Origin of the sequence: Niallia sp. FSL W8-0177 (assembly GCF_038006285.1) — a bacterium.
GTDB lineage: Bacteria > Bacillota > Bacilli > Bacillales > Cytobacillaceae > Niallia > Niallia circulans_A.
In genome coordinates this window covers 4,732,767-4,757,991 of the sequence record NZ_JBBOUX010000001.1, presented here as the reverse complement: position 1 = coordinate 4,757,991, position 25,225 = coordinate 4,732,767, and the positions used below count along the sequence as shown (strand labels likewise).

The window sequence follows — 25,225 nt, the reverse complement described above, 5'->3', positions numbered from 1 at the left end:
TTTATATAGCAGTGCTTACTTTACCGAAAAAAAACTGCTTCTACTGCTTACAATACCGAAACATTTGACGGTTTCATCTCAAACTTTAGATGACAAATTTAGCAATCCCATTGATATCAAGGCTTTTCTGCCATATTTATTCGGCAAAGTACTTATCGAGGGATACGTCGATGATTACATTACCGAATGGCTTATTATCTTTATGCCCACTTTGCCGAAGTATTATAACTGTTTTACTCAGTAAAACTTAATTATTTTAATTGGTAAAAATTAGTTTCAAGAAAGATTGACTAAAATGCCTGCCAATTCCCAATAAACCATCTGACCCAATCATTATTACTCCTTAAAACACATAAATACTTCCTAGACACCACTTCCCGACCTCCAGATAGTACCTCTACATTTTATAGATATTATTATTTAGTCCTTTTAGATATGATCCAATAAACTATCTATTTAGTAAATATTTTAAACTCTTTATATATATCATGTGTTAACTTGGATAGAGGTCTATTACCCCAACTTTCCTGATCATAATTATTCATAAATATTGTATTAATTACATCATTTCTAGACTGAAATAAATCGGGGAATTCTGCCATTAATTCATCAATTCTGCTCCCGTTATAAATAACTGCATTTCGAATAATATCTCGAACATAGTCTTTATGTTGCTTATACAATAGTTCAATTTTTAAGTGTTTCTTCAGATTATCCACTTTACAATTGTGTTTTTTATTTTTGCATACCAACTTTATATCAAAATTATTACTAAGACCAGTCCAGTATAAAAAGTCATTATCAATAGTGCTTGTCTGAAAGACTACATCTAACCCAAACTCATCCTCATAGGGATAATAAAAATCATTAGTACTATTATATGTATCCAAGTCCTGTTTTTTTGAATTACATATACTGCAGCTAGGAATCAAATTATACAAAGACACTGACAGATAAGAAAATAGGCTTTTAGGAAAGAAATGGTCAAATTGTGGCCTAATTCCATCACTTTTCAAAGTAAATGTATATTGTCTGTTACAATACGGGCACACTCTAATATTTAATATCTCCAAAAGTGTTTTTGACCACACTCTGTTAGTAAAGTTTGTATATAAAGCTTCAAATGGATCTTTTTTATCTAACTTTATTATCCCGATAGTATTTATGATTTCTATTAAATCACTTTTTCTCCCAGTTAAAAGCTTTTTTAGTTTTGCTTCATCGATATTTCCAGAAAGATCACAGATATAATTTTTCAACTTTTTATATTTTGGTAGCTGTATTAATTGTTCAATAGTTTTCGTTGCTCTTATTTTTGTATCCTTAAAGTGTTCTATTTGAATTGTTTCTTTACTTTTTTCTTCTATATTAATCTTTATCACTAAGTTTTCCCTCCAATTCACTTACGTGTACTTGAAGACTTTCAATTTGTCTCTTTAAAATCTCAATTGTTTCATTAATTTTTCTAGGTTCTTCATATTTCTTCAATTTTCCCCTTAATTGTAAATTTTCATTATATAAATCAGTGTAATCTAAATCAAATTTCTCATTAAACATTTTCATTATTCTGTTTCGAATCAAAGGTTCACCGATAGAGTTAATAATGTATAAACACTCATTTCTTTGTCTTTGAGTTACATCTCCTACGCTATATGTATTAATTAATAAAATGACTTCTTTTATTTTATTAGTTGCGAACTCCCCCATTGTTGACGACATAAAGAATCCATCTTTTAAAAGAATATGGATATTAGCCCCAAAAGTATTAAGTCCTTTTTTTATAGTTCTACAATTACCATCATTATCTTTTTCTAGATAAATCATATTAGTATTTGGAATGTCAGATAAAATAAGAGGAGAGTGCGTCGAAGTGACAACTTGAAATTTCTTTTTGCTCTCGCTTAGATCACCTAAAAAGAGTACTAACTCGTTTATAAAGTTTCTTGTCAATTCTGGATGCATTCTTGCCTCCGGTTCATCTAATAATATAATATAATTTTCTTTATTAGGAGTAAGAGAAGAAACCTGTTCATTTAATGATGCAAAAAAGCCAAGATAAGCAGCTTCTCCATCACTTATATCTTCAATTACATAACTAAAAAATCCACTAAAAACAGAGAATTCTCTATCACTAATGATGCTCTGGATTTTTTCATCCACAGTTTTATTAATCACATTCAAAAACTCTTCAATAGGTGCATTTTTTGTGAGCTTTAAAGTTATGTAATTTTCATTAAATTTTATATTTTTGTTTTTTGACAATTCCTCAACTACATCCATAAAACAGTTTAGAACATACTGCTTATGTTCCTTTTCTTCAAAGTAAGTATCAGCAATTATTTTTATAATTTTATAATAATAGTTTTTTAATCCTTTAAATGACATCTTTTTAAGATTAATTTCGATAGTTTGCCTTTTAATCTCTATTATCATTTCACTTGTTATATTATTTTTAATAGAATTAAAAAAGTATTGTACAAAGGATTCAAGTACTCTACACACTTCTTGTTCTTTTCCATCAAGATCGTTATAAGAATACTTCATGATCAATTTGTTTTCCTCATCAAAACTATTTTTTAGAAAATAATCGTCATAATTTATTTTTAATATGTATACCTTATCTTTAAACATTAGCCTTTTAGGCTTTTGCAATTGATTAAATAGCATCTCAATTTTCTTTGAAAGAAATTTGGATTGAAAAGTACCAATTCTCCTTGGCACAGAAATCTTATAATCATCCTCTGGCTTCGTAGAACTTGCATCATAATACTTTTCATTGAGATTTTCCCTTAATGAAATTATTGCAAGTTTATCCATTTCTCTTCTACTGTCACCGTATAATCTAGTTTCATTTTCTTCTATTTCAGTTCTATATTCTCCAATTCTTGAATTTAAATCATATTTATAAATAAACCTCCCTTCGACATACTTACATACAAAAGCAAACCAATATTTACTTCTCCAATAGTCTTTACTAATATCAAAATCACTTTTTATTATGTCTTGGAAACTATCAATATCATTCCCCTCTATACAAAACAAATCTTGATCATTACTATCTTTACCCATATAGTAAAGGAAAAAATAAATTGAGTTTTTAATTTCAGCCTCTACATCATCTGGTATTTGATAACCTAATTTTTTCTTCTGTTTGTACCTTATTTCAAACTCTGCATTGTTTTTATTCCTATCATTCGTTCTTAGTCCTATTGCATCTAATAGATTTGTTTTGCCCACACTATTTCTTCCTACCACTGCATTGATATTGGTAATATATTCTGGATAAATTGAAATATAAGTCTCATTCGGAACAACTTTAATAGCCTTATTGGCATGGTCATAATTAATTTTAAATTTTTCACTAAAATTCAATTCAACCTCTTTATAATTCCTGAATTTTTCTATCCAAGCATAAATTAATTCCATCTCTTTCTCCTCCAAAATCTCTTTTTTATTTACAAACTCTATAAATATGTACCAAGCTAATAGCTATTAAAATGCAAGTCTTAGCTGCTTTAATTATGGACTTTTACTAACCAAATTTGGATACTTTTTTAGCAATTCATAATGATTTATATACTATTTTATAAATAAATAAATTATTTCTTCAAAAACCCCTTAGAATGTCAAAAAAATGCCGCTATAATGTTTGAGAATTTAGCCGGTTGATTCATAAAAATAAGCAAATTAACAAATTTTATGGGGGTTTAAATAAATGGATAATACAAGAAAATATACAACTTGGGAATCACTTCCCGATACTTTAACAGCACTTCACATTGCACAATTTCTTGGAATTTCAAGAAGAAGGGTCTATGAGTTGTTTCTAACACATGTAGAACACGGCGGTATTCCAAACTTTGCAATTGGTACATCAAAAAGGGTGGAAAAGTCAGATTTTAAAAAATGGATTATACAGTTAAAAAAGAAAAGTGAGGTTAATCAATAACGATGAAAGGTCACTTTAGAAAAAGAGGTTGCAAATGCCCTTCTAACAATTGCACTTGTGGTAAGAAGTGGTCATTTATAATAGATGTGGGGAAAGACCCAGAGACAGGTAAAAGAAAACAAGAATCTAGGAGTGGCTTTAAAACTAAACAAGAAGCTGAGGCAGCTGCAGCCGCACTAATTACGGAAGTAAACAAAGGTATCTTTATTAAAGAATCAGATATGTTATTCAAAGAGTGGGCTAACGATTGGTTACTACTTTATATTGAAAGAAATGGACCCAAACCCGGAACCATTCGTCTAAGACAATACAGCATCAAAAAGTTATTGCCTTACTTTGCCCATATAAAGCTTAAAAACATCACAGAAGAAATGTACCAATCCGCATTAAATGATTTAAAAGTTCAAGATTTTTCTAGAAGTACAATTGAAGGGGTCCATACTACTGCAAAAATGATTTTTAAAATGGCTGTTAATAAAAGAATGCTTAAAATAGACCCAACACAAAATGCATATATAAAAAAAGACCCGCAAGTCATAATAGAATCCGATGAAGAAGACCTACCTTTATTTTTTGAAAGAGAAGATCTTGAATTGTTCCTAAATACGGTAAGAAATAAAGGGCTATTTTTGGACAATGCAATATTTACTACATATCATCCACTGGGATGCGTGTCGGTGAATTAGTAGTACTCAAGTGGAAGGATATAGATTTCGATAAGCGCACTATTCATATCACTAAAACATACTTTAATCCAGACAACAACACTATTAAATTCGAACCTAGTTCCGCCGAAGACCAAAAGTTCTCGTCGAAAAATCGTGGTAAGCAAAGTAGTTAGCGACATATTAAAAAAACATAAGGAGGAACAAGAAAAACTTATTAAACATTTAGGCGATTCCTACTGTAACTACGGATATGTATTTTCTAATTTTAACCGCCATCCCGGTTACCCTATCTTAATAAAATTTGTTGAAAGCCGTATGGCTCGATTATTAAAGAAGACAAAGTTAAATCCAGTGCTTACTCCACACTCTCTTCGTCATACACATACATCCCTTCTTGCTGAAGCAGGAGTAAAGCTAGAAGAAATTAAGGATCGGTTAGGCCACGAAGATGATGAGGTAACCGAAAGGATATACCTCCATGTAACTAAGGTAATGAAAACAGAAGCCGCTGATAAATTTAGTAAACATATGGGTGGCCTTATATAAGCATCCATTGAAAGCAAGAATGCCCGCATTTTCGCTTTCAAAATACATATTGTTCATTCTATTTATTCTCTATCTCGTATGAAATAAACTCAACCTTCTTCTCTTTCAAGTTTTGTTTTAAATCCTGCTTCTGTCCATGCATAAGCCTGAGTGTATTGTGAGTCACCATCGTATTTAGATGCAGATACCGGAAGTGGATATCCAAGTACTTCTTCTACTTCTAAGAATGTCATAACAATTCGATTTGAACCTTCTGATTTTAATAACTTATGTAGAGATTCATATTTGCTTCCTCTTGTTTCCACTTCAGCTCCTTCCTCAATCAATTTAAAATTCCACTTACAATCCTTACAATACATTTGCTTAATATTAACATAATTCATTATCAGAATGGAGATAAGCAAGCAGTAACACTCATTTCTCTTGGTATTAAAAGCTGAATTATTCAAATTAACTCTGGGCATAATGGAAATTTGAAACAAAATTACTAAGAAAGTGAGGTTTTTTGATAAAATGAAAGGTCATTTTTACAGAAGGGGCTGCAAGTGCAAAAAGAAAAAATGCACCTGTGGTTCCAAGTGGGCTTTTATGGTTGATATCGGAATTGACCCAGTAACCGGTAAACGTAAACAAAAGGGAAAAGGGGGTTTTAAGACTAAGCAAGAAGCTGAAGCAGCTGCTGCCGCTCTGATTCATGAGGTAGACGAAGGGATGTATGTGGAAGAAACCAATCAAACATTCGGTGACTTTTCAAAAGAGTGGCTTACCATCTATAGAGATTCAAAGGATGTGAAACCGGGGACAATTCGTGTCAGACTTCATGAAATAGGCAAATTGATGCCCTATTTTGCTCAGTTAAAATTAAGGGATATAACACGGAAGAGATATCAGGATGCTTTAAATGATTTAAAAGGACAAGGTTATTCTGATAGCACAATGGATGGGATACACCGAACCGGAAGAATGATTTTTCGAAAAGCACTGGAACTAGAGATAATTAAAAAAGATCCAACAGAGTATACTTATCTTAAAAAGGATAAGAAAACCATTGAGCAATTGGAGGAAGAAGAAGTTCCAAAATACCTTGAAAAAGAAGAACTTGCTCTGTTTCTTAAAATAGCGAGGGAACAGGGACTTGAGTTAGACTACTTGATATTCCTTATTCTTTCATACACCGGAATCAGGGTAGGAGAATTAGTTGCTCTTAAATGGAAAGATGTTGATTTTGAAAACCATACGATCAGCATTATCAAAACGTATTATAATCCAAATAATAATACTCTGGAATATCAGCTAGTCACACCAAAAACCAGAAAATCACGACGAAAAATCATTGTGGATGAAGAAGTGATAAATGAATTGAAGAAACACAAAAAAGTTCAAGAGGAAGTCATAAAGAGGCTAGGGGATGCTTACTATAATGAAGACTTTATTTTTGCCAAAATGGAGCGACATTACGGTTATCCCATAATCATCAAGACCGTACAAAACAGAATGGCAAGGCTACTTAAAATTGCTGGTCTAAATCCTGAGTTAACACCGCATTCGTTACGCCATACACATACATCACTTCTTGCCGAGGCTGGTGTTTCACTCGAACAGATTATGGACAGACTTGGACATTCCGATGATCAAATCACGAAAAATGTTTATCTCCATGTAACCCAAGAAATGAAAAAAGAAGCTTCCCACAAGTTTGCTCAACTCATGAGAAGCCTCCATTAAAATCCTCAATGTTAACAAAATGTTAGCATTTCACTCTCATCTTACTACAAAACCCACTCATATCAAGGGTTTGAGGGCGTTATTACATCATGCCGCCCATGAATTGCGAGTGAATATAAGGATTTACTCACCTATTTTCTACTATTATATATAAACTTCTATAAAAAAACATCCTCAATAAATTCACCATCCTATATAAGAAGATACAAATTCCGGCACCCTTTCGGCATCTCTCTTGTTATTTATCCGAAATCATACTTGGTGGTTTTGCCATCTTGGCTATAAAAGGTTCTGCTACTCCCTCTTCTGTACGTAAAACATTAATTGAATGAAATCTTTTCAGCTTAATACCATCCCTCTACATTAAACGGCTTTATTTCTTCGGCAAGGTCAATAAAGTTTTTTTTCGACGAATTATATATAGTATAATGTGACTAGCTGCTTTAATAATTTCCGCCAAATCTATTGTGATTTGTTCTCATGAATGAAACAACAAAACATAACCTTACTCGCTATTAAATAAGGTTCTTACACTCTGTGACCTTTTAATATATCTATAAAAGGTCACTGTAACTCCTTCAATTTAGGGATGGAAATCCTTGTAAGAATAAAACGAGTTGGGCTGTTTTTAAACTCTCTTAACTTGCAAAATATCCATAAAAGGCACTTTGATTGTTTCAGTGAATCTTTCTATATGTATGAGTTTTGTGTTTCCGTCCATCTTAACTACTTTCCCTCGGACTGGATCTTCTCTCTTCCACACAGTTAATCTAAGTTCGGCCTTATCTTCTAATGCTTCTGTTAAAATATTTGCAATTTCCTCTAATTCAAATTCGTCTCGGCTTGGTCTTGATGGCTTTTTAACTTTCTTAGGTTTCGTTAACATCATAATTATGCACCTCTCCTTACTTTCCGTACTGGTCCAACCGATAAAACGTTGCTTATCTTAAACGTGCGTTGCTGCTTACGAGTAAAGCAATATGCACTAAAGGAATCTTCATTCATTTTAATAACCTGAATCCTACGTTGGCTGAATTCCCCTTTATTGTTTTGATAAATCATTTCTAAAACCTCTTTACTTTCTGCAGCTCTTTTAAGTAAACCAATCATCAGTTAGACCTCCCTTTTGACATAATTATATACGAACAATTGTTCGTAATCAATATTGAAATCGAACAATTGTTCTGTTATTATTTTTTAAAAAAGGAGTATCTATGATGAAATTTAAAGATATAACTCATGAATCAGATGAAGTAATAGTTGTAGCAAATGGTGGTGACATTTCATTAGATACGAGAGTGTTTAAAAATAAGGATACATACATTATCTATAGTTCCAACTCTCTTCGAGAGCATTTAAGCATCTCCAACCCTTACAGGAGTATTAAAAACTCCGAAATTAATTATGCATTAGTTAGAATTATGAAATCTAAGTTCAAAGATGTAGAAATCTTTAGATCGACAAAAGGAATTATTCATATATACAAACAAATGATTTAAAGGAGAACTTGTCATGTTAAAAGACCGGGGTACGAAAAAATGGTTAGCGATGATGCTGCCTGAACATGTAGCAGGAGTAAAAGAAGTTATTGAGAGCCAAAATAAGATTGAACAGCCTGTTTTAGATGAGAATAAATTGAATGATATAGACGTATTGATCCATGAAGCTATGGAATATAATCAGCTGCTTAAATACAGCTTGTATCAAAACGGATACATAAACACTTTATATGGCCGTACTGTTTATATCGATTATCTAAATAACCAGCTGCGTATCCAGGACGAAAAACAATCAATACATTACGTATCCTTTAGAAAACTTGTGGACGTAGAAAAGGCCTAAACGGAGCAGAAGTATGAGTAGATTATCTGAAGAAGAAAGAGATATTTTTGAAGATGCTATATACTTACCAATGCTTCTTACTGTACTTGATCGTGATTATAAGGTTGCTGATGCTACTCCTTTTAAGCTAAAGCAAGTCTACCTAAACTTAATCGAGCACACGATGAAGAAAGTTCAAAAAGATATGCGTGAAAATAAAACCAAGATGTATAAGAATAAGTGGAAGTTGGTCAAGGGTGAAAGTGACGAAGCTTTTACGGAATACAATTTTTATTTTAATGGCTATCATGAAGTACATCGTTATTTCAACCACAATCTAAGGAATAACACGGAAAAGCTACTTAATCATTATTTTTTACATCGTCATTTTGATTAATCTGCAGGAAAGTTATTTAAGAATGTTTCAATTAGAAGTTTAAGGTCCGTGGAGTCTTTCGCGGATTTATACTGTTCTTTCAGCTGAAGTAATATTTTAAAGTCAGTCATTTTATCTCATCTTTTAAAGTAGAGATTCCTATTAGTTCACAAGAATACACTAAAGTAGCTTCATATTACATATGAAGCAAACAACAATGTTTAAATTTTGTTTAAAATGGTATATAATATAATTAAATAGTATTATTTATTAATAAACTGCGTATACTTTTTATAATCAAAGTTAAATAAAAACCATGGTTGACATTTTTTAAACTTTGATGTAATTTTAACTTATCTCATCTGCCAAGTTGTAGAAGGAGTTCCTGAGGACGTATCTCATCATGAGATACGTCCTTTGCATTTATTTATATTGCTGATATTTTTTTAATTTTTTCCTCAATTGATTGTCATACTCTATATAGTATGAGGATATCAAAAGCATGTAGTCTTCACGCTCTTCAACAATTACCAAAAATCTCACTTCTTCAAATAGAAAGTGCCATCTTTTATACATTTTATAAGGTTCAGCCCAATATTTAATAAATGAACAACAGCCTTTTTGACAGTTATAATTCTCAAGTATAATTTTAACCCAATGAATCCTTTCACATCTTCTAAAATCAGGGATTCGGTCATTAGGATCCGCGACGTTTTTGCTGGTGCTAACTGAAGTTATATGAAAGAAAGCTTGTTCCTTATCAATAACTACTGGATGTTTACGAAATCTAACTGGTTTTCCAAAGAGATAAGGTTGAGATTCTATAAAATCATGTACGAAAATTTCATATAAATACGATTCATATACATCCCATACCCCATAATTATTAAAATCAATAGTAGGCGGAAGCAGTGGACATTTAAATTCACTCATTAAAGTTTCACCACCTAAAGCCTTTGTTGGGGTTCCCAAGTGAACAGATTAAATTTTCTCTCGGAAAGCACAGTAGTAGTAACTAAACTATGTCCTGTTAACTTTTTTATTCTATTTATTATTGCCAGTTTAGCGTCACTTTTAGATAGACCGCGATTTTCGTAACTAACAGCTCCCATTAATAAATCCGCTAGCTGTAATACTTGGCTTTCTTCAGATCTAATTAATTGCATTTTAGTTATTTTTTCTCTATCAAAATCATGTAAGTAATTGCATAAGTATTCTCTTAAATTTACTACTTTGTGAGCACTATTAGTGTCCTTAATATCAAGGTATACGTGTATATCATTTGTATCAACAATTGGCCTTAGCATAAAATAATACATTTTATAGTACCAATCGTCATGGGATTGGTCAAATGCGCTATGGTCAAGCTGTTGTTTATCTTTAATGATAATTGCTCTGAATGTAAGTACCGGGTTATCGAAAAAATAGTTAATTAAATCTATATATAAACTAGTTTTTGAAGGAGATACTTTAGTCCACTTTATCTCAGCATATCTACTAAGCCCATGTTTTACCTTGATATCCCTAATGTCTTCAGATACTTCCTTTAATAAGGACCTTGGTACCTTAATAGAACCAATAACCATAGATTTTTGTTTATCATTCTCTAGATGGCAACTTTCATCACAATAAATATTAAACACAGTAATCTTCCCCCTGAAATATTTGTGGATAACTTTTTATAAAAGTGGATAAGTATAAAAAAACCGTTGATAAACCTGTGGATAAAATCTATTATATCATGCAGCCTTTATTTTAACACTCTCTAAGACACTTGAATTAAGACTGTTTAATATGGTTGAACAACCAGGTATTATCTACAAATTTATTAATAGAAAAACGAGACATTCTTAGATTATTATGGCACACCCAAAAAGAAGTCATTAAGCGACTAATAATCTTTTGAGGTTTCACCTTTAATAATAGTTTTAGAACGTCTCGTTTTTCTAACTTTATAATTTTTAAATTTTAGTTTATATTTTTAAGTTTTGGTTTATATTTTAAATTTTAGTTTATATTTTTAAGTTTTGGTTTATATTTTTAAATTTTGGTTTATATTTTTAAATTTTAGTTTATATTTTTAAGTTTTGGTTTATATTTTTAAATTTTAGTTTATATTTTTATAGTTTCTGTTCTATTAGATTAAGTATAAAATTTTTAGATGCTTTATATTTAATAAATTTATAATATCACAAGAAGATTTCTATATGCAAGAAGATGATAGATTTTATTTTTATTTTTAATAGATTACAACTTGAGCTTATTATAACTCCTAATGGTGCCCGGTTATTATTAATCTTCCCTAAATCCCCTACTCCAAGAGCAGGGCTAATGTGCGTTTTTCATATGGAGATAAAATGGCAGATTAGTGGAAGAACGTAAAAAAAGAACACAAATGAAAATGTTTCACTTGTGTTCTTTGTTCTTCAAACTTAACCTAATCGGTCACCTTTTTTGACCCTTTGTTGCGGTTCTATTAGAACAACTCCTTGTTCTGAATAGATCCCCATCACCAAAACTTCTGAACTAAAATCAGCTACTTTCATAGGAGGAAAATTAACTACTCCTACTACTTGCTTTCCACAAGTTCATCTAAACTATAACAATCTGTTATTTGAGCACTACTTTGTTTAATTCCTATTTCTTTTCCAAAGTCAACCCATAATTTATATGCTGGTTTTCTTGCTTTAGGGAACGCTTCTGCTCTAATAATTTCTCCAACACGCATATCTATTTTTTTAAAATCGTCAAAAGTTGTCATTACAATTCCTCCATTATTTTGAGTGTTTTTTACCCTTTTTCCATTTTGAGACTGGATTGAGTCTGATTCTGTTCATCTTTTCTATCTCTTAAAACAATTAGTACTCCTAAAAGAATTAAGAAAGAACCAAACCAAAAGGTAATACTAATAGTTTCACCTAAAATCAACCAACCTAATAATGTTCCAACAACGGGTTGGAAAAAGAAGAAAACTCCACCACCAGAGGCATTTAGCATTTGTAATCCACGATTCCACAATAGAAATGCGATAGCTGTTGAGACTATCCCTAAATATAACAAGCCTCCCCATATAGAAGGGTTTGTTAATTCGCTCATGTTTAAATTAGATAATTTTGTAATAACAAAAGGAGTTAAAACAACAAAAGCAATTAAAGTTGCATAGGTATTTACTACAATTTGTGTATAATCACTAGGTAAACATTTGATTAGTACGGACATTAAAGCCCATGTCAACGCAGCTATAATAAGCGAGATTCCACCTAGCATACTTGACATATTAATATCATCAATTCCAACGATAATTATGACCCCAATGGTGGCTAAGCTAACAGAAATTGCTTTCTTAAAATTTAAACGCTCTTTAAGAATTAAACTAGCAAACACAACCATAAATGCAGGTGTTGTAGAGGTGATAATAGCACCCATTTGGGCACTAGAAAGCATGGTACCTGTTTCTTGAGTAACAATGGAAATAACATACCCTACAATTGAAATTACAGTTATTAACCCTATATGTTTCTTTTTAATCTTCCATGTTTGTTTAGTAACCAATCCAATTATTACCAATACAACAAGTGCGATAAGATATCGTATCCATACAAGTTCTAATGGTGGTATGACTGAAACAACTACTTTTACGACAACATACATACCTCCCCATATACTTGAAGCTATTATTAAAAATAAAGAACCGATTATTGTGTTTTTCATATTTTTACCCTCCGTATTTTCAGGTCTGTTTGGACCTAACGGAGAGAATACAATTCTAAAATTTTCTCTCCGTTAAGATTGGGAGAGTGCTGTTGGTACATCGTTTTCAAATAATGAAGTCCAATACATATTTTCACCTCATAACAATTTTACGTATTTTCATATTGTAACAAATAATCATTTTGTTGAACATTGTTAATTAAAGAGAAAATAAAACCATTCTCCTGACTTGATTTTTCGTTTTAGTTTTTGGAAACACTGCTCTATGTTCTAAATTCTTTAAAGGGATTTTATGTGAAGTGTTACACTGAAACTCTAGGAGGGCTTTAGTGAATAAGAATTAAACTTTATTATACATTTTTGAAAGTAAACCCATTTAAATGAATAGAAATTAAACACCTTTAAGGAGCATTACTGTTATAAAATTTAGCAAGGCTTATATCTTTAAAAACATAATTCTATAACTTTATTGTCACTAAACAGCAGAGTCGATTGCTTTTCTGAAACCACCTACTTTTTTATGAGTTAGAGTATTGCACTTCATCTCATGTATTATTTCGTTTAATAAAATATTTCTATTACAGATAGTGTAACGGATTTGATTATTATATATAAAATGGATTTTAGATAATTTAATTACAATCATACATTTACCTCCTTTTACAGGAGGTTTCTTGATTGTGGAAGTAAATTCCTTTTAGTTCACAAAATGTACAATTATAATTAATCTAATAGATAATTAGGAGGATATACAATGTACAAAAAATGTAATAAATGTTTTTATATAACCGAATTAATTGATAACAAATATAATTGTATAAACTGTAATAATAGTAATATTGAAGAGACTTCTTCATATCCAGTTCCCGCCGCTCTTAAATTTCTTGATTTAATTGAGACAAATACATATGATCTGGAAAGTCATGATGTTTATATAGATTTGTATTATTTTGAAGGCTTTGAATCAAGCTCAATATTTCTATGTGCAACTTATGAAATACTGCTTGAATCTCTAATATATGATAGATTAAAATTGATGAAAACACCAAGAATTGTAGCTGAACTACTATTACAATCAAACCAAGGGCAAGATAAGATGGGAAGACTTTACACAGCTATAGTTGAACAGGGACGGAATATAAAAAAATTATTTAAAGTAATTGAACAAGAAGAATTTTATAATTTACTATATAAGTTCATAAAAACTAGAAACCAATATATACATGGTGACCCAACTGCCTTTAAAAATTCTGAACTCGATGCTGAAGATTAAAAAAAAATAGCTGATGGCATGGTGGAAGTTTTCATTAAATTACATAATCATTATAATTTAGTCGTTTATTGAGAATTATTAGAATCCCTTCTCTATAAGAAGGGATTCTGTGTGGAGATCATGTTGTGCAACTATTTTATAACTATCCACATTACTTTATGCGGATTTTTTGATTTGGATAGATTAAATTCGGGTTTTTAATACTAGGATTTAATTTTTGAATTACAGCTACTGATGTTTTATATTTCTTAGCAATCTTAGTAAGATTGTCGTTATTCTTTACAACATAATATTCTGGTTTAGTTTCTTTGGCAGTAGTTTCTGAAGGATTAATCCAGCTACCTGGCACCCCTTTTTTAGTTGTGACATTAATCATGCCTTGGGATTCATTGAACACATAGTATTTCCCTTTTGGTACAGTAGTCTTTTTGTTTTTCTTTGACTTAGCATCGGCTGCAGTAGCATAACCGTTATGTTGTTTAGTTACTTGATAAGTTTTTACATTATCTTTTGCAGAAGAAGTTGTTTTCTTTGGCTTTTCCACTTTCTCTTCTGGAAGGTCTCTAAGAAATAATTCCTTCTCTTTTGCTCTTCGTTTTACTAATCCATTTAATACTTTATCTCCGGATTTTATCCATACATCAAATTGATCAGCCGCTTCTTCATATCTCCCTTGATTTAGTAATTCAAGTAAGGTGCTTCTTTGCAATGCACCAGCACCACAATTATAAGTAAATGACACAAGTGCATCAAATTGATTTTGAGTAAGTGGTACTTTCACATAATCATTTACTGCTTTTTCAAATCGAGCAACATCTGATTTTAGATAAGCATCTGCTTGTGCTTGTGTAATTTTCATATTTTGTTTTACGTCAGGACCGTAATGTCCATAACCGATTGTCCAATGTTCTTCCGTTGGAACTGCTTTATAAGCAGTTAATCGCACACCTTCAAACGACTTAATTAAAGATAAGCCAGTATTAGATAGTTTCATTTTCCATTCCTCCAATCAATATTTTTCGTCCAAGATATCCGAATCTTCTTCTGCTTTAAAGATTAATGACAAGATTAATAACCATTGTTTTAACATTGATATCACTCCAATAAAAAAGAGCAGCTGTTAAGCCACTCTTACTTTGTTTTTGATTGATTTTTAGCTAGGTTATGAGCAACTAATAAATCTTTTTGCTTTTTACCTCTTACAGTCACGTAATTGTTTTTAAACCAGGCAATTGTTCCTGCGATTGCTGTAAATACAGCTGATATAAACGCTGTTTGCTGCTCTTCTGTTCCTGGTATTTCATAAAGACCAAAACTAACTAAAAATTGATTAATAAACGCTATACCTAATACGATTGTTCTGATTATTGTACCTTTGTCCATTCCTAACACTCTCCTATAAATTTTTTGCGATTAAATCAATCACTGCATAAAAAAAACCCCCGCCACCTAATACGGCAAGAAGCAATTCCCAAACCTTTGTATTGTTATTTTTCTTGATTCCAAGCGTATGACTTATTAATTGGTCCATTAATTCTTTCTGTTCTTTTCGTTGCTCTTTTTGTTCTTTTCGTTGTTCCTTTCGTTGGTTTTCCATTTCTTCTCTTTGTTTGTTAATCAATTCTCTTTGTTTTACTCCTTCTTCAATTAACGTACCTTTGATTTCGGACTGAGAAGTCTGGACAATCGTTAATTCTTTCTTTACTTCACTATAGTTTTGCTCTAGCGCTAAGATACGTTTCTCGTGATCCTGAACAATAGACTCCATATTTTTATTTGACACCTCCACTCCCGCTGTCATTTTCCCATCCCCCTTTTCTCTCTGTATTCAAGTGGACTCACCCCCTTTAAGGTAATAAAAAAAGAGCCCTCTGCAAGAGCTCAAATTCACTTTTTCACCGTTTAAACTTCTAGACTCTGATCATCTACAAAAATAGCATACTCGAACTCTGGCAATCCCTTAAGGTATTCATAGGCTTGCATAAAGCTGTCCATTGAATCAGTCGAAGACGGAGTGAACGAATATACTTTTGTCTCTATTACATATGTTTTAGTCCTATCTTTGTAAATAGATAATACAATATCCATTTTCTCTTTATTTCCTTCAATTTTCACAATTTCGCAGTATGCATCTTTAACTTTTATAATTTGTGTTATCCGATCTTTAACATCTGGAAACTCAATTCGAAATTTATCATCTATTTGTGTTTTTGTATTAATATAAGTTAACTCATAATTGTAAGTCACTATAAGCCCCATTCATAACACTCCCTATTCTCTAGTTACTCTTATATCCAATTTTGTTGTAGCAGTAGGTGATTTGCTGAATTTTATATTAAATCCAGTAGTTGTTTTCGATTCAATCCACCAATTTCCGCAGTCCCATTGAGGTGAAATATCAACCATATAACTATTATCAGGTTGTACTTTTTCAGGCGTAAATTTGTATTCGTATCCATTCCATCCACTTGAAATAGATATACCAAGACTTTTCACATCATAATTTTTTAGCCTTGATGGCTCGTCTGTATCAGATAAATCAATATTTCCGTCTTTTGTAATAAAATTCGGCTCCATAAGTCCTGCTTTGTAAAAAGCTCCTACCCTGCCGCGGAGAAGATTATTAACTGCAATGATGTTTACATTAAACGTGTTAATCTCTGTGCGTATCCAGCGCATTTTCCCTAGTGAAAAGAACATGTTACCATCTAACATGATTAGATATGAAGATATATCATCAACATTCGACACTGTAAAAAAGTTTTTAGGATCTGAAGCATTAATTGATTCATCTATTTTGTTATCTTTTATTCGTAAAACTCCCGCAGCCATCGAGTTATCTGCAAGTATTGCATTAGAGTCAATACTTGTTGTATTTGTTAGATTAAACCCTAGATTAGTAAGTAAATTACCATTAATAGTGGTATCCGTACATTTTGCTATAGTAATCAACATCACGTCGTTTCGTAAATTTCTAACGTATGGTATGTTGCTAATCCTTACTTTTTTATAAGCATCAATTTCAAACAATTTATTGGTCCACTCTTGCCAAGGGTTGTTTTCGTTTGTAATTTCTATAGTCGTGTTGTTATCTATAATAAAAGCAGTCTGCATATACACCCCGCGAGGAACTGCAGCAAAATTATATTTGGTACGTTTAAATACTAATTTACTATTAAGTATCTCAATGTGTGGGCTTTTTGTATCTCTTATCGCATCAAAATAAAGCAAAGAATTATTTACATGTATCCTTTGCGCCCAACTCATTTGTAAACTACCTTTACAGTTTTCTAAGGTAATGTTTCCTGTCATTTCAGGAAACTCATTAATGCCGTTTCCTGCAAGAAAATTGCCCACACAATTAACGTAAGTAATGTCAAACTCACCCATGCCGTGACAATCAAATGCCCCATGCCAATCGTTAGGCATTCTAGAATCGACTACTCTCATATGTCCGCTTGATGTGAAGTCGATTAAATGTCTTAAACCATACCCGCGTGCATTTTTAATAGTTCCGTGTACACTTGACATTATTTGCATTCCATATCCGCATCCAGCCGTTACAGTACGCGGATAACTAGCAACAAAATTATCAATAATCGGATTGTATACATTACGCATCAGCAACGCTGGAAAACGATGTCGAGAAGCTTTGTAATTAGTAAGTGTAAAGTTAGTGGCATATTGAACACTAATTCCGCCTACCCAACTATCACGTTCGTTATTACTAATAGGATTAGGAATAGGTGTATCGTTTATATCCTCAAATACTAAATTTTCTATGGTTACATTATTTACTGGTTGTAATAAAGTGATTGTTCCATTTACTTTGTCAGGGTTGAATCGTAAGTCTGAACAAACATCTACATACACATTAGCGCCATCAACATAAATAACATGCGCAATTACATTGAGCATAGATGGGTTGTCACCATAGTTCTTGTCCCAGGTACCGTTATGATTTCTTACATATACAGAAACAAAATCACCTTTTTTAATCATCGTACCAATTAATTCATTATCGGTTACAATTTTTGTTACTTGCGTGAACGGATGTTTTAATCCCTTAAAATTATCACCATTTGAATAAAATTCTTGATCAATTACGCCTTCGTTGCTAACGATATCCACCACGTTTGTTTTTGTTTCTTCAATCAGTTTTCCTCTTATGGCAATAGCTCCATACATCCTACCAATGCCATTGTCTGAACCTAAATCTTCTGTACCTGCATACCTAAATGGAGAATTGTTAAAATTAATACTAATATCGCCTCTAGTGATAATTAATGGCCTAGTAATTTTAAAAACTCTCTTAGGAGGAAAATTCAACTTTGATCCTGACGGCAACGAATCAACTAGGCTTTGGAGAATAGGTATATCATCTGTTTCCCCATCTCCCTTAACTCCATACGCCAACACATTTGTATTTATTTCTTCTATTCGTTCTGCATTAATCTCTAACTGTTCATTAACTTTTTTATTTTCATCGTCTAATCTTCTACCAATAGTCGTCCAACTTTCCCCGGTATTAGCATTTACATGTGCAGCAACCATTTCCGCTGATGATGGATCTTCTAATGTCATATTTTCTATCTGTTCATCGAATTGCTTTTCTAACACATCTTGTCTAACTTTAGTTTTTTCACTTAATTCTTTCGCTTCAGTAGACACTACACTTGATATCTCTTCTGCTCTGGCCATAGCTTCTCGTGTGTCTATACCATGCTGCTTATCTCTAACTTGCTTTGTATAATTAGAAACTCGTGGATCTACTTTGCTTTTATCGTAATCAATTTGCTTTGGTGAAATAGGTGTCGGATCTCTATATGCCATTATTGTCCTCCTTCCTCTAACTTTGTAACTCTCTCTACTAAAGTATCTAAATTAACTTGGTTTGTAACAGTAATTAAATCCAATTTAGCCTTTAACACATCTAAATTAATAGAGTTTACTACTTTAATTAAATCTAATTTACTTTTATCTGCTGCACTCATAAGACCGTCTGTAGTATCTGTAGCTAATTGGTATTGTGGTATGTCTGCAATTGCCTGTTCGATATCATAAATAGCAACCAATAAGTCGCTTACAGATTGACTAATTGCTGTTATATCTCCATCAGTTACACTTTCAAAGTTTTGTAACTGTTTCTGGGTTAATTCTAAGGTTTGTTTTGTCGTAGCTAACTCATTTTTCGTGTTATTTAATTCATTCGATATAGACCCTATTCTGCTTGTCTGTTGGGAAATAGTATTTTGGAGTTCTACAACTTTGTATTGTGCTTTATTTGCTTCATTTTGATATTCTGATGCTTTTTTTAATCTATCTCCAAAAGTTAGATCATTGGTTTCTGGATCATTAATAGAGATTGTTTTTCCAACTATCCGCAAAGTATCATCTAAAATTGGTGATTTAACCGGATAGTAGTTATAAATATCAAAATCATCAATGTCTAATCCAATTAGTGATAAATCTAAGGCAGATATAATATGCTGCTTTTTCACCCTATTATTAGCCTTTAAATATTGCTGTCCACGAGTTTTTAAGATCGATGGATTATTGATATCATCCCATGTCACTGTTTCTTCTTGTATGCCGACTAAAGCTATAGCTTCTGGATCATCAATGTAATCAAGACCATTGTTAACTGAAGCTATTGTTATTCGTGCTTGACTTGCGTCTGTTGCTGTTTCATTTTCTGATTCAATAGTCGTTCCAAGAGGTACGATACGAGAAATTATTTGCGATGAATCCGCTTGAACTTCAATGCTCTTTAAATTCTTTCCTATACGGATCTCTGTGTTTTTGACTGAACCAATCTCAGTTATATAATCAAGATATAATTCTCCGTTTTCTTCTTCTCTCAATCTAATTTCTCCACCTAAGCGATCTATTAATTTATCAAATATAGTGTCTAAAGTAGATTCGTAACCAAGATAACGATAAACGTTATCTGTTGAGTTCGTTACTGTAACAATTCCAAGCTTAATCCGTTTATATGGTTCCACTTGCCTATTGTGATTATTTAAAATCACTTGAAGAAATTCTTTTACAGTCATATTGTGATATTCGCCATGACGCTGTCGGCTGTCGTATAAGTAGCCTAGTTTTGATTCACACAAAAAGGACTTGCGAAATATTCCATCTTCCGTCATTTTGTTAGTAGGAATAAGCACTCGTCCTTTGAATTCGTATTTATTGGTTTTAGTATTAAATACATTAACATGTGTTTTTCTTAGAAATATTTTATTATATCCTGGATTGCTAGGTAACATGGAAAAGTTAAAGGAATCAACTGTATTAATACCTTTTTTAATCGTCCCATCTTGTAACTTTAAATTATTAAAGTGTGCGTTATGAATTACTGTTGGTTTTTCATCCCCATTTATAATAGATACAAGGTACATTAAATCAACTCCTTGTACATCTCAAATTCAATACTGCCATTACCCACTATCTGAAATTTGTTCTCACCAAGAGGTAAGAAAAAATCATAGCTGGTTGTCTTCCCGGCTTTTACATTATAAGTTATTCCATTTTTTATAATTTTCATTGGAGCACTACTATTTATTATAGGATATAGTATTTCTGCTCCAGGATTATAAAGTGTCACATCAAGAGAACTATTCACAGTAAAAGATGTATCTTGTGCAAAATCTAACAAGAAATTAAATTCATCCCATATATCATTACCTTCTCTAAGTTCAGCAATTTTAAATGGATAAGCAGTAAAATTAGCAGTTAATGTGCCACCGTATTTTAACTCGTTAAAGTCAGGAGCATCTTCCACTTCCGCCATAAAATAATAATCAGGGATATAATCATCTTTTAGAATTACTTTTCCATTTGTATTCATCAACCAATTAAGGACAGCTATTTTCATATAAGATAAATCAATTTTGTCATAACTTCTAAGATTAAACACATATGTTAATGTTCTTTCATCATACTCTTGTCCACCGTATAGATTGGAGAAATCATATATTTGATTAGAGTATGGGACTCTTTCTTTCCGTTTTATTTTAGATGGGTTGCCAATATTTTTACTGGCAACCGTTAATCCAAAGTCATTAAAAGAATGTTTTCCATTGAAGGTTATTCCAAATCTACTCATGTAGCTAACCTCCTTGATGCTTTAAAAGTTCTCATTGCTTGATCTTTATCAGTAAAAGAACCCACTTTATCATCATCTAAGTAGACATTAGGATCTTTGTCTGCAATTCGTTTCAACAATTTAGTTACCTTACTATCATCATAATTGTTGTTGATGATACTGGAAGCATTCACTGTGGCTTTTAGCTTATCTAATAGTCCAACTCCATTGATTCCAACTGCTGCCTCTGCTGTATAGTTAGTAGGAATTTTAAGCATTTTATCGATAGATTTTTCCACTTTTGAAGCATCAGCATCGATACCAACAGCCACACCAGCTGGTATCCATTTACCGATTTCATCTCTCATAACTCTAGATGGAGAGTGTATACCTAGAACGCTGGAAGCCCAATCTGTAATTTTTCCACCAAGTGAGCTAATTTTATCCTTAACCCACCCAAATCCATTTCCTATCCCTTCTACAATACCTGAGACTATATCCTCACCGATTGAAACCATCTTAGAAATGGTGCTAGTTATTCCATCAACAACTTTTCCTGTTATTTCTTTTCCTTTGTCCTTGATTTTTGAAAGCTTATCACCTATCGCTTTTGCTAATTTTATAATCAAGTCTGCTCCTGCTTTTAGCAAAGTACCTATAATACTTAAGATTCCTTGTACAAGCATTTTCAAGATTTTTACTCCTGCAGAAAGAATTTGTGGTAAATTCTTTATTATTGCACCAGCTAGAGTAATAATTAATTTTAGAGCACACGCAATTAATGCTGGTATCAGCTGAACAATTCCTTGAATAAGAGCATTTAGAATTTTTATACCAGCTGAAATGATCTGCGGCAAAGCTTTTATCAAAGCAGTAGCAAGAGTAATAATTAAGGTGAGCGCAGTTTCAATAAGCATAGGAAGAATTGAAATAATTCCATCAATTAGGGCCATCAGTAATTCAATTCCAGCTGATAGTATTTGCGGTAAATTGTCTAGCAGAGCCGTTGCTAAAGATATAATAATTGTTAGCGCTGCTGTAAATAAGGCAGGTAAAGTAGCAATTAATCCGCCAATTAGCGCATTCAGAATATCAATCCCGGCTGATAAAATCATTGGCAAATTATCAACCAAAATCCCTAATAAAGAAGTGATAATTAAAATTGCTGTATTTATCAATTGTGGCAAAATAGATACAATACCCTCTAACAATTTAGTTAAAATTGTAATTCCAACACTAATAATCATCGGCAAATATTGAGCAATTGTATCGACTAGTAAAGTCACTAGGGAAATATATGAGTTAATCATAATGGGCAAATATTGAACTATTCCATTTGCTATTGCTGTAATGATTTGGAGACCAACTTGAATAATCATTGGTAGATATGTTGTTATCGCTTCATTAAGGAATTTCATTAATTGCTCTGCGATAGCGACAAGTTTTGGAATACTTTGAGCAATCCCTTCCATCAATTTAACAATTAGTTCGGCTCCAATTTTAATAAATTGCGGGATTAAGACCATAGCTGTATCTAGGACTCCCATAAGCATAGAACCAATATCGTTTAGCGCCTTATTAATTCCATCTGCTGAAAAACCACCCATTTTAAGGAGTGTGGCAGCGAAGGTAATAGCTAAAGAAATTATTATTCCAAGTGGACCTGTAACTCCTATGAACCCAAGAGCTAGTCTACTAAGGAAAGGAACAAGGGTTAATAAAACGTTCGTTATATTTTCAAAAGATAATTTCAGTGCATTCAATACAGCTTGTCCAACAGCACTGTTGCTTAAATAACTAAAGAATGATGAAATAGCATCTCCAGCAATAGTCATTCCTGTAGCAATCGAATTTATTGCTTTTACACCAACAGATCCTAACCAAGCAAAGCCAGCAATTAGTTTATCTGCTGACCAATTACCGAATGCTTGGAGTCCTGGCATTATAGAAGCTAAGGCTGTTTTAATCCCTTCTACTGATTTTTCGTATATATCAGTTATAAAGGACCATGTTTTTTGTACTCTATTCCGGAATGTTTCATTCGTCTTATATAGAGTAACCAGCATTACTGCTAATCCAGCAAGAGCTGCAACCAATGCAACAACTGGATTGGTTGCTATAGCAGTTCCTAACGCTGTAAAGGCACCTCCTAACATACCGATTAATTTAGTCATTCCCATATAAGTGCTAAATATCGCAAGGGCAGTTACTACTCCTAGTAAAGCAGGGGATATTAATTTCAAAGCATCTACCATCCGTCTTAAACCATTAGCGAAAGTTTCACTACCAGTTACACGAGCAACAGCTTTAAAAGCATTTGTTAGTCCTTTTAAGGCATTGATAATATCGCCTTTTAATACGTCTGCAACGTTGGCCATTATTTTAACAATTGCTGTTCGCATATTACCGAATGAACCAGAAATTGTGTCTCCTGCCGTTTTGGCTAGTCCAGCCATAGCAGCAGTACTTCCTGCAATACCGTCCGTTCCATTCTGGATACCATCAACAAGCATATCGATTGCATCGTTTGATTCTAGCAAACCTTTAGATGTGTCTTTCTTAATATCAGCTACTGATTGGTTGGTTTGGTTAGCGAGCATTTGCCATGCTGGTATCCCAGCATCTACTAATCTATTAATATCATCTGCATAAACCGTCCCAGCTGATTGCATGGAAGCTATAGCGCTTGTAATTTGGTCTATAGATTGAGCGCCATCCCCAACTCCATAGGCAGCATCTGCAATGGACTTGAAAACAGGTTTTACCTTTTCAGCTTTCATCCCTGCAGCAACCATTTTCTTTGCTCCAAGGGCAACATCATTTAACGCTATTGGTGTACCGTCAATTGCATCTACTAAGTCATTCATAACCAACTTTGCATCTTCTGCGGAGCCAGTTAGAACCGTTAATGATTTTGTTGCGGTATCTATCGTATCTACACGACTAATAGCCCGCCCCATTAAATTCATTAAACCAGTAATTCCAGTTATTGTTGCTGCCATTTTCAGCATGCTTTTCAACGGACTTTCTACAGTACGATCTAAAGAGGAGAATTCCTGTCTCATGCGACTAATTGAGTTGCTTGCTGCAGTTCTCATACGACTGAATGCATTCGAAAAACCGCTCGTCATCCGAGAAGTTATACCTCTAGTTGCTAATTGCAATCCAGTAAACATCGAACGAAAGGGATTAGATCGGGTAAATGTATTACGGATTGAGTTGGCTGCAGCAGAAAAAGTATCACTAATGCTAGTTCGTATTTGTCCTAGACTAGTACGTATTTGTCTCATGTTATTACGAAAAGTTTGTGGAAAACTACTTCCTACACGGTTAAAGTCACGGTCTATATTTCGTATCTGACCAGATACGTTTGAATCATCAAGGGATATCTCAATAACAACTGATCCATCTGCTGCCATCTACTCACCCCTCTCAGCCATCTTTTGTTTGATGTAAGCTTGTTTCTCTGCTAAATCCATTGCTTCGAATTCTATTTCTTCTTGGGATTTCTTTAGTGCATATAGTTGCTTAAGCTTCATAAGATTGCTTTTCTCTTCACAAGTCATGTGTTTGTTTGGCTTACGTTGTCTTATGTCAATAACCCGCTTAAACATCGTGTCATCGCTTAAAGAAGCTAATAGAGCATTAAACTTAAACCAATGCATCTTCCCTTGTTGATCGATTAAGTCAATTTGATAATCATATAAAAAAGACGCATAGATATACTGTGCGTCTTCTTCTAGGCTATATAGTTTTTTATCATCCTCATCTTCTTCAATGACATTACCAGCAAGGTCTCGTTTGACCTCTTCCTTTTTCCCTTGGAGTATAACTGTTTCCATAATCAATGTATAAAGTTCCACCATTTGTTCATCTTCAAGTTCATGTGGATGGGTTAATAACAAATCCATTACCACATCTACTTTAAACAAGTCATCAATATTTTCATCTTTTAGCACATCAAACACTAAAAGGACATTATCAAAAGCTAAATTCAATTTGTAAGTAACACCATTATAGTCAATTGAGTTCTGTAATTTTCGAGCAAGGGAAAACATTGCCCTCA

Annotated in this window: 28 protein-coding genes and 1 pseudogene; 10 read left to right on the top strand and 19 right to left on the bottom strand. The window is 32.6% G+C overall.

Translation table 11 applies throughout. The annotated features are described in order from the left end of the window. Positions 1-64: 64 nt before the first annotated feature. Positions 65-244: a hypothetical protein gene (locus NST77_RS23360; RefSeq protein WP_341123644.1), complete on the top strand. Its 180-nt coding sequence runs from the start codon at positions 65-67 to the stop codon at positions 242-244. A gap of 208 nt (positions 245-452) precedes the next feature. Here the strand turns inward: NST77_RS23360 and NST77_RS23355 are convergent, their stop codons facing one another. Further along, positions 453-1,382 carry an HNH nuclease gene (locus NST77_RS23355; RefSeq protein ID WP_341123643.1) on the bottom strand — a complete coding sequence of 310 codons (930 nt, stop codon included), beginning with the start codon at positions 1,380-1,382 and terminating at the stop codon, positions 453-455. After that, the gene (locus tag NST77_RS23350; protein WP_341123642.1) at positions 1,369-3,426 is read right to left on the bottom strand and encodes an AAA family ATPase; all 2,058 of its coding nucleotides are present in this window, start codon (positions 3,424-3,426) and stop codon (positions 1,369-1,371) included. Before NST77_RS23350 ends, NST77_RS23355 begins: the two co-directional genes overlap by 14 nt. Positions 3,427-3,715: 289 nt before the next feature. On the opposite strand from NST77_RS23350, the gene NST77_RS23345 reads away from it, so the two are divergent. The 4 genes from NST77_RS23345 to NST77_RS23335 are packed head-to-tail and all read left to right on the top strand — an operon-like array spanning position 3,716 to position 5,163. Further along, positions 3,716-3,949 carry a helix-turn-helix domain-containing protein gene (locus NST77_RS23345; RefSeq protein WP_341123641.1) on the top strand — a complete coding sequence of 78 codons (234 nt, stop codon included), beginning with the start codon at positions 3,716-3,718 and terminating at the stop codon, positions 3,947-3,949. A 2-nt stretch (positions 3,950-3,951) separates the two neighbouring features. Next, a complete protein-coding gene (locus NST77_RS23340) occupies positions 3,952-4,635 on the top strand; it encodes an Arm DNA-binding domain-containing protein (protein WP_341123640.1) in 684 nt (227 codons plus the stop codon). After that, on the top strand, positions 4,617-4,790 hold the full coding sequence (locus NST77_RS25970; RefSeq protein ID WP_445668912.1) for a hypothetical protein: 174 nt from the start codon (positions 4,617-4,619) through the stop codon (positions 4,788-4,790). Before NST77_RS23340 ends, NST77_RS25970 begins: the two co-directional genes overlap by 19 nt. Next, positions 4,771-5,163 (top strand): tyrosine-type recombinase/integrase, encoded by a 393-nt coding sequence (locus NST77_RS23335; protein WP_341123639.1) that lies wholly within the window; start codon positions 4,771-4,773, stop codon positions 5,161-5,163. Before NST77_RS25970 ends, NST77_RS23335 begins: the two co-directional genes overlap by 20 nt. An 89-nt stretch (positions 5,164-5,252) precedes the next feature. On the opposite strand, the gene NST77_RS23330 is transcribed toward NST77_RS23335, so the two are convergent. Next, complete coding sequence (locus NST77_RS23330; protein ID WP_341123638.1) at positions 5,253-5,546, bottom strand: DUF7662 domain-containing protein; 294 nt, start codon at positions 5,544-5,546, stop codon at positions 5,253-5,255. 130 nt (positions 5,547-5,676) lie between these two features. Between NST77_RS23330 and NST77_RS23325 the strand changes: the two genes are divergently transcribed. Then, a complete protein-coding gene (locus NST77_RS23325; protein ID WP_341123637.1) occupies positions 5,677-6,888 on the top strand; it encodes a tyrosine-type recombinase/integrase in 1,212 nt (403 codons plus the stop codon). A 628-nt stretch (positions 6,889-7,516) separates the two neighbouring features. On the opposite strand, the gene NST77_RS23320 is transcribed toward NST77_RS23325, so the two are convergent. Beyond that, a complete protein-coding gene (locus tag NST77_RS23320) occupies positions 7,517-7,774 on the bottom strand; it encodes a YolD-like family protein (RefSeq protein WP_341123636.1) in 258 nt (85 codons plus the stop codon). Between the two features lie 5 nt (positions 7,775-7,779). After that, positions 7,780-7,998: a hypothetical protein gene (locus NST77_RS23315; protein WP_328283236.1), complete on the bottom strand. Its 219-nt coding sequence runs from the start codon at positions 7,996-7,998 to the stop codon at positions 7,780-7,782. A 107-nt stretch (positions 7,999-8,105) separates the two neighbouring features. Between NST77_RS23315 and NST77_RS23310 the strand changes: the two genes are divergently transcribed. The 3 genes from NST77_RS23310 to NST77_RS23300 are packed head-to-tail and all read left to right on the top strand — an operon-like array spanning position 8,106 to position 9,106. After that, entirely contained in the window at positions 8,106-8,387 is a 282-nt protein-coding gene (locus tag NST77_RS23310) for a DUF1827 family protein (protein WP_328283237.1), read from the top strand. Positions 8,388-8,400: 13 nt separating this feature from the next. Next, complete coding sequence (locus tag NST77_RS23305; RefSeq protein WP_341123635.1) at positions 8,401-8,730, top strand: YolD-like family protein; 330 nt, start codon at positions 8,401-8,403, stop codon at positions 8,728-8,730. Between the two features lie 13 nt (positions 8,731-8,743). Further along, on the top strand, positions 8,744-9,106 hold the full coding sequence (locus NST77_RS23300) for a hypothetical protein (protein WP_328283239.1): 363 nt from the start codon (positions 8,744-8,746) through the stop codon (positions 9,104-9,106). A 402-nt stretch (positions 9,107-9,508) separates the two neighbouring features. On the opposite strand, the gene NST77_RS23295 is transcribed toward NST77_RS23300, so the two are convergent. The 5 genes and pseudogenes from NST77_RS23295 to NST77_RS23275 form a co-directional block, all read right to left on the bottom strand. Continuing rightward, positions 9,509-10,018 (bottom strand): hypothetical protein, encoded by a 510-nt coding sequence (locus NST77_RS23295; RefSeq protein WP_328283240.1) that lies wholly within the window; start codon positions 10,016-10,018, stop codon positions 9,509-9,511. A gap of 14 nt (positions 10,019-10,032) precedes the next feature. After that, positions 10,033-10,728: a DUF3800 domain-containing protein gene (locus NST77_RS23290; RefSeq protein WP_328283241.1), complete on the bottom strand. Its 696-nt coding sequence runs from the start codon at positions 10,726-10,728 to the stop codon at positions 10,033-10,035. Positions 10,729-11,517: 789 nt separating this feature from the next. Further along, positions 11,518-11,846: pseudogene (locus NST77_RS23285) on the bottom strand (tRNA-binding protein). A 29-nt stretch (positions 11,847-11,875) separates the two neighbouring features. Continuing rightward, the gene (locus tag NST77_RS23280) at positions 11,876-12,796 is read right to left on the bottom strand and encodes a DMT family transporter (protein WP_341123634.1); all 921 of its coding nucleotides are present in this window, start codon (positions 12,794-12,796) and stop codon (positions 11,876-11,878) included. Between the two features lie 475 nt (positions 12,797-13,271). Continuing rightward, positions 13,272-13,442: a hypothetical protein gene (locus tag NST77_RS23275; RefSeq protein WP_328283243.1), complete on the bottom strand. Its 171-nt coding sequence runs from the start codon at positions 13,440-13,442 to the stop codon at positions 13,272-13,274. Between the two features lie 108 nt (positions 13,443-13,550). On the opposite strand from NST77_RS23275, the gene NST77_RS23270 reads away from it, so the two are divergent. Next, positions 13,551-14,069, top strand: coding sequence for a hypothetical protein (locus NST77_RS23270; RefSeq protein WP_341123633.1), 519 nt, complete (start codon positions 13,551-13,553; stop codon positions 14,067-14,069). A 151-nt stretch (positions 14,070-14,220) separates the two neighbouring features. On the opposite strand, the gene NST77_RS23265 is transcribed toward NST77_RS23270, so the two are convergent. The 9 genes from NST77_RS23265 to NST77_RS23225 form a co-directional block, all read right to left on the bottom strand. After that, positions 14,221-15,063 (bottom strand): glycoside hydrolase family protein, encoded by an 843-nt coding sequence (locus tag NST77_RS23265; RefSeq protein ID WP_341123632.1) that lies wholly within the window; start codon positions 15,061-15,063, stop codon positions 14,221-14,223. A gap of 137 nt (positions 15,064-15,200) precedes the next feature. Further along, the gene (locus NST77_RS23260; protein WP_341123631.1) at positions 15,201-15,452 is read right to left on the bottom strand and encodes a phage holin; all 252 of its coding nucleotides are present in this window, start codon (positions 15,450-15,452) and stop codon (positions 15,201-15,203) included. 13 nt (positions 15,453-15,465) lie between these two features. Beyond that, positions 15,466-15,870 (bottom strand): hypothetical protein, encoded by a 405-nt coding sequence (locus NST77_RS23255; RefSeq protein ID WP_341123630.1) that lies wholly within the window; start codon positions 15,868-15,870, stop codon positions 15,466-15,468. Between the two features lie 101 nt (positions 15,871-15,971). After that, positions 15,972-16,328 carry a hypothetical protein gene (locus NST77_RS23250; RefSeq protein ID WP_341123629.1) on the bottom strand — a complete coding sequence of 119 codons (357 nt, stop codon included), beginning with the start codon at positions 16,326-16,328 and terminating at the stop codon, positions 15,972-15,974. Between the two features lie 12 nt (positions 16,329-16,340). Next, positions 16,341-18,902, bottom strand: a complete 2,562-nt coding sequence (locus NST77_RS23245; protein ID WP_341123628.1) for a hypothetical protein — start codon at positions 18,900-18,902, stop codon at positions 16,341-16,343. Next, a complete protein-coding gene (locus tag NST77_RS23240) occupies positions 18,902-20,473 on the bottom strand; it encodes a phage tail spike protein (RefSeq protein WP_341123627.1) in 1,572 nt (523 codons plus the stop codon). Before NST77_RS23240 ends, NST77_RS23245 begins: the two co-directional genes overlap by 1 nt. Further along, a complete protein-coding gene (locus NST77_RS23235; protein WP_341123625.1) occupies positions 20,473-21,180 on the bottom strand; it encodes a phage tail protein in 708 nt (235 codons plus the stop codon). The genes NST77_RS23240 and NST77_RS23235 overlap by 1 nt, the downstream gene beginning before the upstream one ends. Beyond that, positions 21,177-24,578, bottom strand: coding sequence for a tape measure protein (locus NST77_RS23230; protein WP_341123624.1), 3,402 nt, complete (start codon positions 24,576-24,578; stop codon positions 21,177-21,179). The genes NST77_RS23235 and NST77_RS23230 overlap by 4 nt, the downstream gene beginning before the upstream one ends. Beyond that, a complete protein-coding gene (locus NST77_RS23225; RefSeq protein ID WP_341123771.1) occupies positions 24,579-25,217 on the bottom strand; it encodes a Gp15 family bacteriophage protein in 639 nt (212 codons plus the stop codon). Positions 25,218-25,225: the final 8 nt, after the last annotated feature.